This is a genomic window from Flavobacterium foetidum (assembly GCF_004634245.1).
Classification (GTDB): Bacteria; Bacteroidota; Bacteroidia; order Flavobacteriales; family Flavobacteriaceae; genus Flavobacterium; species Flavobacterium foetidum.
This window is the reverse complement of record NZ_SJTF01000007.1, coordinates 67,066-79,462: the sequence shown is the minus strand read 5'-3', so window position 1 is coordinate 79,462 and position 12,397 is coordinate 67,066. Positions and strand designations below refer to the sequence as shown.

Annotated in this window: 6 protein-coding genes; 1 reads left to right on the top strand and 5 read right to left on the bottom strand. The window is 36.2% G+C overall.

Going from position 1 to position 12,397, the window contains the following annotated elements; genetic code table 11:
• The first annotated feature begins 221 nt into the window (after positions 1-221).
• A complete protein-coding gene (locus E0W73_RS10670; protein ID WP_135222064.1) occupies positions 222-1,859 on the top strand; it encodes a glycoside hydrolase family 43 protein in 1,638 nt (545 codons plus the stop codon).
• 311 nt (positions 1,860-2,170) lie between these two features.
• Here E0W73_RS10670 and E0W73_RS10665 read toward each other — a convergent pair whose 3' ends face one another.
• The 5 genes from E0W73_RS10665 to E0W73_RS10645 all read right to left on the bottom strand — a co-directional run bounded on the left by E0W73_RS10665 (position 2,171) and on the right by E0W73_RS10645 (position 12,397).
• Positions 2,171-6,559 (bottom strand): hybrid sensor histidine kinase/response regulator transcription factor, encoded by a 4,389-nt coding sequence (locus E0W73_RS10665; protein WP_135222063.1) that lies wholly within the window; start codon positions 6,557-6,559, stop codon positions 2,171-2,173.
• Positions 6,560-7,054: 495 nt separating this feature from the next.
• Entirely contained in the window at positions 7,055-8,815 is a 1,761-nt protein-coding gene (locus E0W73_RS10660; protein WP_135222062.1) for an alpha-keto acid decarboxylase family protein, read from the bottom strand.
• A 1-nt stretch (position 8,816) separates the two neighbouring features.
• Positions 8,817-10,538, bottom strand: a complete 1,722-nt coding sequence (locus tag E0W73_RS10655) for a flavin monoamine oxidase family protein (RefSeq protein ID WP_135222061.1) — start codon at positions 10,536-10,538, stop codon at positions 8,817-8,819.
• Between the two features lie 717 nt (positions 10,539-11,255).
• Entirely contained in the window at positions 11,256-11,738 is a 483-nt protein-coding gene (locus E0W73_RS10650; RefSeq protein ID WP_135222060.1) for a CinA family protein, read from the bottom strand.
• 59 nt (positions 11,739-11,797) lie between these two features.
• Complete coding sequence (locus E0W73_RS10645) at positions 11,798-12,397, bottom strand: SET domain-containing protein (protein WP_135222059.1); 600 nt, start codon at positions 12,395-12,397, stop codon at positions 11,798-11,800.

The window sequence follows — 12,397 nt, the reverse complement described above, 5'->3', positions numbered from 1 at the left end:
AACCCGTTGGGTGTAATTAAAAAATAAAAGCATTTTAACACATAGAGGCATAGTTTTTTGTGCCGAAAAAAGAAAATGGAAGAAACAAGTTTCCACACATAGCTAAACTATGTGCATTTAGACTAGTGAAACGCCTTTTTTAAGTTTAGTTAAACTATGTTTCTATGTGTTGAAAATAATTTCACCCAACGAGTTCTTAAATCGAAATTAAATATATTCAGATGAAAATAAAATATGTGGCTTTTGCTTGTTTAGTGCTAACCAAAATGAGCAGTGTTTATGCACAAAAAAATACAGAAACGCTTTCTAAGGTTTGGATATCCGACTTAGGAAACGGAAATTATAAAAATCCAATTATCTACGCCGATTATTCTGATCCCGATGTCTGCCGTGTGGGGAAAGATTATTTTATGACTGCTTCGTCTTTTAATTGTATTCCAGGACTTCCCATTCTGCATTCGAATGATTTAGTCAATTGGAAATTAGTGAATTATGCATTGCCAAAACAACCTCCTGTAGAAACATATGATAAAGTACAGCATGGTAATGGAGTCTGGGCGCCTTGTATTCGTTTTCATAATGAAGAATATTATATTTTTTACCCAGATCCCGATTTCGGAATTTATATGACTAAAACTAAAAATCCGTATGGCAAATGGTCAGAACCTGTTTTGATTAAAGCTGCCAAGGGAATTATAGATCCTGCACCATTTTGGGACGAAGACGGTAAGGCTTATCTTGGTTATGCATTAGCAGGAAGCCGTGCCGGAACCAAAAGCGTTCTAATGCTTTGTACCATAGATCCTGTAACCTGTATGGCTAATGATGATGAGGTACTTTTATTTGATGGTCACAAAAATCATACAACCGTTGAAGGCCCTAAATTCTATAAGCGAAATGGCTATTATTATGTTTTTGCTCCTGCAGGCGGTGTAGCAACAGGCTGGCAGTTAATTCTGAGATCAAAATCTATTTATGGACCTTATGAAGAAAAGGTTGTTTTAGAACAAGGAAAAACAGTTGTAAATGGTCCGCATCAGGGAGCTTGGGTCGATACAGTGACGGGAGAAGACTGGTTTATACATTTCCAGGATCAAGGCGCTTATGGCCGTGTCGTACATTTAAATCCGATGAGTTGGAAAAATGACTGGCCAGTTATGGGAGTGGATAATGATAAAAATGGTATTGGAGAACCAGTTCTGACTTTTAAAAAGCCTAACGTAAATGGACAATATCCTTTAGCAACACCTCCAGATTCAGATGAATTTAATGAGCCAGTTCAGGGGTTGCAGTGGCAGTGGCATGCTAATAAACAACTTGTTTGGGGTTATCCTTCGGCGGGTATGGGCTATTTCCGTCTGAATTGTATTCCAAAAGCAACTGATTTTAAAAGCCTGTGGCAGGTGCCTAATATTCTGGCGCAAAAATTTCCAGCTGAAGAGTTTATGGCAACTTCTAAAATAACATTTACGCCCAATTTTGATAATGAACAATTTGGATTGGTTGTAATGGGAAGAAGTTACAGCAGTTTAACAGTTAAACGAATTAACGGTCAGTTAAAATTAATGCAGTTATCAGCTGCTAAAGCCGATAAAGGTGCGGCAGAAACAGCAACCGAAATAGCCACACTTTCTAATAATACTTTTTACTTGAGAGTTACAGTCCAAAAAGGAGGGAAGTGCCAGTTTTATTATAGTTTGGATGATAAAAAATATTCCAAAGCGGGTTCTGAATTTATTGCTTCGGAAGGAACTTGGATAGGTTCAAAAGTTGGTTTTGTGGCTTTGAGAGAAGGAACAATAAATAATGCGGGCTATGCCGATGTAGACTGGTTTAGGATCTCTAAAATTGAAAAATAAGGTTTAAGTTTAAGTTTAATTTTTTTTCGATCTGGTGGTTATGGTTTAAGTTATTAAGTATTTTTGTGGTTAATTGTAATTAGTTACTTTCACTGACACTAGAATAAAAGAAGTCTTCGGACTTCTTTTTTTATGTCTAAAGAATTGCGTTTTTTTAGCCACGAATTACACAAATTTTCACGAATTGATTGTGTGAATTCGTGTAATTCGTGGCTATTTTTTCAGAAAATAGAATTGTTTTGACCCAAAATTCGTGAAAATTCGTGAAATTTGTGGCTAAAATAAAATCTAAAAACTCTATTTTTTAACTTTTACGTTTTATGTTTTTGTCGGTATTCTGTTGGAGTGTCTCCGTATTTGTTTTTAAAGGATTTTGTAAAATACTTCATGTCTGAAAAGCCAGTCATATCGGCTATTTCTTTAATCAGTAACTGACTGTCCGATAATAATTGTGCTGCACGTTTTATCCTGATATCACGAATAAATTCCACAGGAGAATAACCTGTTAAACTTTTTATTTTATAGTATAAAGTCGTACGATTCAAACCTACAGTACTTCCGAGAATTTCAACAGAAAATTCATTATTGTCGATATTTTCTTCGATGCAATCCATTATTTTATGCATCATTTCTTCGTCCTTATCGCTTACTAAATGCGGTTTTGGTTCGTAATCTTCTTTAGGACTAGGTTCGTTTTTTAAGGTATTCTTATCATAGTTTTCAAAAATACTTTGCAAGCGTTTACGCTGTTCTAGTAAATTGACAATACGGGCTCGTAAATAACTTACGCTGAAAGGTTTGGTAATATAATCATCGGCACCATAATTCATTCCCTCCAACTGACTTTCTATAGTTGTTTTTGCGGTTAATAATACAACAGGAACGTGACTGGTTTCGATGTTATTTCTAATTTTCTTCAGCAAATCTACTCCGTTAAGTTTTGGCATCATAATATCGCTAATCACAAAATCCGGAGTGCTTTCGACTATTTTTTGGTATCCTTCTTCGCCATCTTCGGCTTCGATTACTTGGTAATCTTCTTCCAGTACATTTTTTATAAAGGTGCGTAAATTCAAATCATCTTCAACGACTAATACTCTGACTTTTTCATTTTTTTGAATTATAGTATTTTCGTCCGTTAGAGGTTCTTTTATTTCTGCAGGTTCTTCATTAATTATTTCTACATCTTCATTAAAATGGTCATAACCGGTTTTAAAGTTCAACGTAAATGTACTTCCCTCATTGGCTTTACTACTGAAAGTAATTTCAGCATGGTGCTGTTCTGTCAGTTCCTTGACCATAGAAAGTCCAATTCCGGTACTTGGATTATTGACATTGGTATTATAAGATGAAAATCGATTGAATATTCGGCTCTGAAAATCCTCCTGTATACCTAAACCCGAATCGATAACCTGTAATTGCAATTGGTTTGACGTTCTTGTAATTTTTAATGTAATAGATTTTCCGTCTGGCGTATATTTAAAAGCATTGGATAGCAAATTCATTAAAATCTTTTCCAAGGCGCTTTTATCTGCCCACAAACGGAAATCTTCTCCTTCAACTTCAAACAGATAGGTTATATTTCGTTCTTGTGCAGTCTCTAGAAAGTTGTTGAATATATCGTTGGCAAATACTGTTAGATTAATTTCTGAGATTTGCAGTTTTTGATCTTGAATTTTCCTAAAATCCAGTATCTGATTGACCAAACGCTGTAATCTATTGGTGTTTTGAGATACATAGGTCAATTGTTTTTTTACGACTTCAGAAGTACCAGAATCATTAATTAGATAATCAACAGGACCCGTAATCAAAGTAAGAGGAGTTCGTAATTCGTGTGAGATATCGATAAAAAATTTATGTTTCATTTCAAACATATCTTTCTCCATTTGCGTATTGGTTTTGAGTCTGTACATGGTCAAAATTACATGATTGATTCCCCAAATAATCCCGAGAACTAACATGCTGTAAATAATGTAGGCAATCCAGGTATTCCAAATCGCAGGCTGTACTGTTATATTGATCTGACGTTCATTGGCTACCCAGTTTCCTTGACTGTTGGTCGATTTTACTTTGAAAATGTAATTTCCTTTTGGGACATTGGTATAAAAGGCAGCATGCTGATCATTGGTATAATTCCAATTTTCATCAAAACCTTCCAATTTATAAGCATATTTGATATTTTCAGGATTGATATAATCTAAAGCAGCAAATTCGATATTAAAAAAGTTCTGATTGTGTTTTAATTCTATTACAGGATTGCTGTCTATCGAATATGATAAATTAAAAGGAGTATTATTACTATTTTGATTGTAAACCTGAAAATCTGTTAGGGCTAGTGTTGGAATAGTATTGTTAGATTTTATTTGGTTTGGGAAAAAATGAAGTAATCCTTCGGCATAACCAAACAACAATTCACCGCTTTGTAATTTAATCCTTGTGGCTTCGGTAAAATTATTAAAGGTCATAATTGGTTTTACTTCCGAATACACTTCAAAGAGTTCGGCACGCGGATTAAAACGGGTTAAAATATAGTCAGTTGTGATCCATAAATTTTGATCATTGTCTTCCAATAAAGACAAAATATTATTGGATGGAAGCCCTTCTTTTTGCGTATAATGTTTGAATTCTTTCGGATATCCTGATGTATCTCTAGTCAATACTTTACTGATACCGCCGTCAGCTGTGGCAATAAATGCCTGACCGCTTTTAGTCATACAGAAATCAATGATATCATTACTCTTTGGACAAGCTGTTTCCTGCTGTGTTTTTTCATAAACTTTAATAGAAGAAACCAGTTCTGGAAACCTTTTTTTGCCATCTGCCACCAATAAACCGGTTGTAGAACCAATGTATAATATTCCTTGTTTGTCCTGTTTGATGCAACGAATATGCAAATGTTTCTCAAGCAACGTGTTCTTTAATCGCCCATTTTGATTGATGAAATCTAAAGTGTTTCCTCGTTTTCGAATTAAGTTTAATCCAGTCAAAGTGCCTACCCATAAACGTTTAGACTGATCTTCAAAAATGGTATAAATATTATCACTGCTTAAACTGTTCGGATTATTTTCTGCGTTCTTAAAGTGTTGTACCTGATAGCTGTAGTTTTGATCTTTTTGATTAAATTTAAAGAGACCGTCTCCTCGGGTTCCAATCCATATTACGGATTCTTTGTCTTGAATAATACTGTAGATCGGTTTTTTCCAGACAGCCTGAGGAACTAATTGACCATCGGGCGAAATGCATCCAAGTTTTTTAAAGTTTTTGTCAAAAAGAATGAGCTGGTTTTGCTTATTAGCGACCCAAATGTTTTCATTTTTATCTTGAAATACAGCACGTACATCTTTAATGCCTAATTTTATTTGAGGATTTTCAATTTTTAAAGCTTTAAAATTGTTCTGACTAAAAGTAACTTTTATAATTCCTGCTGTCTGTGTGTTATACCATAGATTGCTTTGTCGATCAAAACAAGCAATATGAAATTTGTTGCTAAAATTTCCTTTTGTGAAATAAGAAGTGGTTTCAAAAGGAATTAAACGATTTGTAGCAGGATCGTATTTAGAAAAACTACCGTTATTGGCCTGAACCCATATTTCGCCTTTTGCGTTTGTTAAGACATTTGCTTTTACAGAAAACTGTGTTGCACCTGTTTCTTCTGCTCCTGCGGGAAAATAACTTACTTTTTTACTTTTTATGTTTACTGCATATATGCCAGCTTCTTCATTACAGGTAAACCATAATAAATCTTGAGTAAGTTTTACTACATTGATTTTTTTATGTGCGAGATTAGGGATCTCAGAGGTTTTAAATTTAGAAGCTTGTCCCGTGTAGATATTTAGTAAAGAAAACTCTGCTTGTTTTGTTATGGCAGCTACTGTAGTAGAATCTATTTTCTTTAGAATAATAATTTCGCCTTTTAAACCTAATTGATGAGTTCTATAATTCTGTGTGCCTTTTGTATATTGCAACAAGTTCCCCTCGGTTCCTCCAAACCAAATTTCGTCTTCGAGTTCCAATGCGCTGTAAAATGCTTTTGTTTGTTCGTTTGCTGCTAAAAGCGATTTTGGATTTGTTTGTAATTTATTAGCATTAAGATGCATAATACCAAGTTCAGTTAAAATCCAGCTATTTTTAGATCTATCTTCAAAAACTGAAATGACTTTATTGCTATTTAGGCGTCTATTATCTTTGCTGAAAATTTGATACGAATAGCTATTGTTTATAATGGCAATACAGCCGTTATTTTTTGTAATAAGCCAGACTAAACCTGATTTTTGAGGAAGTATTTGAGTAATTTCTATATTGTTTTTTGCAACTTCGGGTATTAGTTCGGCTCCCCAAAATTCGTTGGTAGATGGGTCAAAACAGTAAGCTTTATTTTTATTGGCCAGCGCGCGCATCCAAATTTTACCATATTTATCTTCAGTAATCCAGTCGATGCGGTTATTTTTCATCAAAACTTTATCAGTAGCTTCAGTTTTGTAGTTCTTGAATTGATATCCATTGTATTTGCTCAAGCCATTATTGGTGGCAAACCACATAAAGCCCTTTTTATCCTGAATAATTTGATTGATGATGTTGTGTGGCAGTCCGTTCTCCACTAGATACTGGTTGAAGGTATAGTTCTTCTGGCAGTAAACAGGTAATATGTATAGTAATAAAAGTACTAAAGTATAATAGCATTTTTTTTTGAAAAAAATCATGGAAGTGCAGTCTTGGTATGTATTTAGTAAGTGCCACTAAAATAGGAAATTGTTTATTACAATAGTTGTAAAATGGTATTTATCTTTCTTCCAAGATTTAACTCCACTGTCATAACACCGCAGTTCTTACATTTTTGTGCACACTTTGAATGATAAAGCATAAAAAGGGGCATTTCAATTCTGTAAGATTGTAATTTGTCAAAGCCAGATTACAGTTTTTGCGGATATGTTATGGAATAAAAAAAAGTAATTGGAACTTGTTGGGTGAAATAGAATAAAATAGCTTCATTCGAGAATTAAAATCTAATTTGATTTGCTAAAATCTGCGTAAAATCCTTTTGCTTATAAATTTTTCACACAGCTTCATACAGATTAAAGCAGATTTATATCTAAGCAGATCTAATAGAATTGAAAAAATAATTTCACCCAACGGATTAATTGGATTAAAATGTATGTCACTGTCAGCAGAAAGTTCTTAACCCACAAATTTTCAAATTAACATAAACTCCAGTCTTTATCTAGAAATTCATCTTCTCCGGGTTCTTCTGTTTTGTAAGCAATGGCTTCGGGAATAGATGTTTTAGGTATATTTACATGTACAATGGTATTTTCCTTACTACTGTCAAGTTGTTTTAAGACCTCCTCGAGTTCGTCTAGTGTACTGACCTCGAAGCCTCTGCCTCCAAATACATCTACAAGTTTTGCATATTTCCAGCGATGCATTTCGTTGTAATTGTAAACGTTATTTAAATCTGGAATGCTGTATTCTACCTTGTCTGGACCACGAAACGGATTTGGATTAACAAGCATTTGTTCTATACCGTAAATACCATTATCCAATACAAAAACAACGGTGTCGTGTTTTAGTTTATTTTGTGTAGATATAGCCTGGCAGGTTTCCTGAAAAGCACCATCTCCAACAAATACGACAGCCCTCTTATCAGGTCTGGCACATTTTATTCCGGTCGCTGCAGGAACGGAATAACCTATCGAAAGCCATGATGCCTGAGCCACAAATCCATTCGGTTCGGCAATACGAATTCCCTGCGCGCCCAATAGAGGAAAACCCGCATCGGCAACAACTATATGTCTTTCGTCTATAAAAGTATTGATTCGCTTAAAAAAGCTATCATAGGTAAGCGCCGGTTTTCCTTTTTTCGTAATGCTGTCATCGGCTAAAAAAAACGATTCAGGCAGTTGCTCTGCATCATACATTTCGTACGGGCTAAAGTTAACTTTCGCAAGTTCCTCTTTCAGAAATAATATAAAATCCCTTAGCGATACATTGGCAATGTACGAAGCGCCAATCCTTACACCACTGTGATTGGCAAGTACAGTATCTTCTTTCCAGACATCAAAACCACCTAGATTTTTGCCTGTGGTCCAAACGCCAAGACCGATTTTCAGTTCGGCTTTTTCAAATTTTTCCTTGACATCTTTTGGCGATGCCTTGCCATTAAAAACGCCTTTGAACTTAGGATGGTTTTCTGATACAATTGATTTTCCGAGTATTGAGGTCACAAACTCTGTATCGGTTGTTTCTATCAGATCCAGAAATTCTTTTTGAATGCCGTAGCGCTGAATTTCAATGCCTCCCCAGAAAATAATTTCTTTTCCGTGTGCCATTGCAGCTACTCTTTTGGCGGCTTTGCGTGCACTTGATTGGCATTTAGATACTTCTCTATTTGCTAATGGAGCCTCAGGCGGATTGCATTCCATACGCCATGCATCTTCAAAAACTTCTAGATAAACCGGTCTTCCATATAAAATACAGGCATTCAGCACTGAATCGATTTTATAAGGAGCATCGGATGAACCTGTGACTTGTTCCGCTGCGACGGTAACATTTCGAAACACATTGATGTTACTGTACATGTCTCCTGTCATATGAGATGCCAGCATCCCTTGAACCAGGCTTCTCTGCTGGTCTTTGTTGGTTGGAGCGCCATTAATCACAAGAACTGGGCAATGTTCTACATAAGAGCCTGCAACCGAATTAAGCAGGGTAAATGCTCCAACACCGTAGGTTACCGCTACTGCAGCAAAACCGTTTTGACGCGCGTAGGCATCCGTACAGTGCCCAGCGTTTATTTCATTTGTGTCGTTAACGATTTTGATTTTTGCGTTTTTGTCTTCTTGAATCGTGTTTAAAAAAGGTGCGGTATAATTGCCCGCAATTCCAAATAAGTGAGTTAATCCTAATTGTTCAAGGCGTATCTGCAGATATTTGGCAACAGAGATTTTTTTCTGTGACATCTTAAATCGGGTTATTAAGGTTACCAGTATTTTCGTTGACTTCAAGCGCGGTGCGTATTCCTGATTCAATTGCGCCTTCTATCCAGGCATGTTTCAGAGAAGTATGCTCGCCGGCAAAATGAGCTTTTCCATTCCATTCGGTCGAAATGATGTGACGCTGCAATAAGTGCAATTGTCCTGGATTAAAGATTGCGGCTTCACCATATGCATACGGGTCGCGCATCCAGCTTTGTGTTGCACCTCCAATTAATTTTCCGGCTTTGTCTTTACGATTCTTGATGCTGGAGCTGATTACGGCAAGGTCTATAATACGCTGCTGTTCTTTTTTATCATCAGAATGGATAATGGCTAGGTTTTTAAGTGCGTAAAAATACCTGTCATCATCATCCATAGAATCCCAGCGGCTAGCTTCATCAGACCAGCAGTAGGATGCCAGTATGACACCATGTCCTTTACTTCCTAAGTCATTGCTTGGATAATAAGTGAAACGGTTTGAAAAATCAGTAATCGTACCGCCTCCAACAATGTTATAAGGTTCTTCCTGCCACCATTTCTCACGAAACTCTAGCAGTATTTTAGTTGCAGAATCATAGTGCAGTTCTCGAATTGCTTTTCTTTTAAGCTGCTTGAACTGTGGTGTTACATACACATGTCGTAATGCCGAAAAGGGTATGGTAACAATTATTTCATCAAATTCCAGCTCGCTTACCGGTGTTCTTAATGCTTTGAATCCTGCATCTTCATAAAATTCAAAGTCACGCTGTACCTCGATATCCACCTCAACTTTTACCTTATCATTAACGAGCATCATTTTAGTCATTCTGCAGTCAAAATAGGTATTTTCCTCTAGATTGTGAGCTTTGAAAAGTGCATTTGGCAGCAGGTCGCTTCCGCCGACAATTTCCAAAAACCGAGTAGAATCCTTAATGATATTCTGTTCAATAAAACTCTGGATAAAGTCATAAGCCATTCTGGACTCCAGATTCTGCATAACTCCGATCATCTCGATTGCGTTCTCCGAATACATTGAATTTTCCTTTAAAAAACGACGCATTGAATATTCTCCGTAACGTTCAATAAGCAAAGGCCAGTTTTTCTCGGGATCTTCGGCAATAAAAGCCTTAAGTGGATTAATAAGATTGGCCATTAATTGATCGGCACGCATGTTTTCACTGCTCCCTAGATTAAAATCGAGCAGTTTATTTACATCAACGATTTTAGATTTATCTTTTGGAATATATTCGTTCTGTACAACACGTCTGCGGTTCACATAAAAAAGAGAGTTTCTAGTCACTTCAGGCTCAGGTTTATCCGGATCTGCTTGATGAGCGATCGCTTGCTCTTTATCAACAGATAGGTAATAAAACGGCTCGGTTTTGAGTCCGAGTTTATCGATGTATTTGAGTACCATTTGGTGTATGGTAGGAATCCTCATTGCGCCTGCCTCACCATAAACAGTATCATCTTCAAAATATTTCTTGTCTTTAGAGTTTCTAAAAGTTTTGATTCTGCCGCCCACACGGGTGTTTGATTCGATTATAGTAACAGTATGGCCAGCCTCTTTTAACATACCTGCCGCTACCATACCAGCCATTCCGGCACCAATAATTAATACGTTTTTGGGTTTATCTGTGCGGGGAATTCCCTGGTCAATATACTTTAAGTATTGCTGGATGATGACATCGTTGTCTTCGTCAAGTAAGCCGTGTAAGTAGTTTTCCATAATTAGTTAATTGGGTTATTAGTTTATTTTTCTAAATGATGTCGGATTTAAAGTCCAATGGACCCATTTTGTGTTTCAGAAATTACATAAAAGCAATATCTATAATCAATCGTAAAGTGTTTGATTGGAATCTAAATTAGAACAGCTATAAAATAAAAATAAAAGAAATGACACCAGGCCGTTATTATTGGGTACAAAAGTGATTTTATGCGGGATGAGATTTTTTTTAAGGACGAAATTTCAAGCATAAGTTATATTTGACATGTAAAAAAAATTACAATTATCATTTCCTCCGTCCATGACGAATTGTTTTATGTGGAGCTCATTCTAAAAGATCTGCTGGTAAAATGCAGAAAAGGAATTGCACCTAGAGGAGGGAATGAGACAGCGTTAAACATAAAAAATTACGAATAGTAATTTTAGTTCTTGGGGTACAAATCCTGAAATAGCTGAGTAGCGGTGAAGGTGTTGTTTTAAATGAAGAATTTCCTAGTTTCCACATGTCTCCTTTGAAAATCTCGAACATGCTGAAGAAAGAGCAAATAAAATTAGTATCAGAAAATCAAGATTCAGAAATAGACATTTATGACGATACATGGACATTCATACAAACTATAGTCTTTCAAAGCTAAAGCTAAGATTTGCAAATATTGCGGAAAATGTGGGAAAACTAGAGTTTAATTTTTTGCATAACAAGCTTTCTGGGTTATTGGCAACCTAAAGGCTCTCAATGTTTTCAGTAATTAATTGAGCGGTTTTATCTACGGCCTGCAGAATGATTTGTTCGGGAGTGCCATGAAATAATTCGCGATGGATGATGGTTCCAGAAGGCATTATAATATAAAAGAAAATGGTTCCCACAGGTTTCTGACGGGTTTCACTGCCTCCAGAAGAAGCTAGGCCAGTAAGCGCCACTGTTACTTTTGCATTAAACAGTTTAGCACTCTGCTGGGCCAGCAGTTGTGTAACTTCTGCCGATTCAGCGGTACATTCCTTAATCACGTTATGGGGTACATGCAAGAGCTGTTCTTTCACGAAAACTTCGTAGCAGACAATACCGCCACGAAGTATAATTCCGGAATGTTTGGTCATAGAGAATTCTGAAGCAAGTCTTCCTGCGGTCACACTTTCCGCAAATGCAATATTCCATTTTTTTCTTTTCAGCAAAGCGCTGCATTTCATTACAATTTCTGATGGCATGGCTGTCTTTTTTTTATTTTACATTTTTTCTAATTTCTCTTTTTTAGTGTTTTTTAAATCTAAAGAAGAGAATGTTCTTGCTGATAGTAGCATTCGAGGATGGAGCGCATTTGTGAAGGATTGTAAACGGCAGTGACATAGTCGCACCATGTTTTTTTGGGTATGAGGTCCAGTAAAATCTGGTCTCTTTTTAAAACTTCATGCGCATTTTCTAAAAGTAGTGCATCCCATTCTTGATGATAACGCAGTATGTCGTCTGGATAAACGGTTTTGCGTTCTGTATTTTCGTCAATGCAAGTGAAAGGTTCTTCTAGATTGAGGTAGCCATAATCATCTGTGAGTTCTTCACCTGGATGAATGTCCCTTATAGCAATCTCAAAATCGTAAGGCGTACTGAAACAGCTAGGCTTAAAACTGTGATTGACAAATTTGCCATTGTCCCAGCACAATATTATATCCCCATTTTTATTGGTAAAGGAGTACTTTTGGAGATATGTCTTAATGAAAGGGTTTAGGCTTGGAAGTTCGTCACGTTTAAATACACGGTCCAAATCATCCTGTACCCAAGTAATAGTGCCTCGTGGAATAAATTTGGATGCCACAACGCCATATCCTTTTTCTTCACTAATAAAACGTAATTCTGTATCGGGATGTATCAT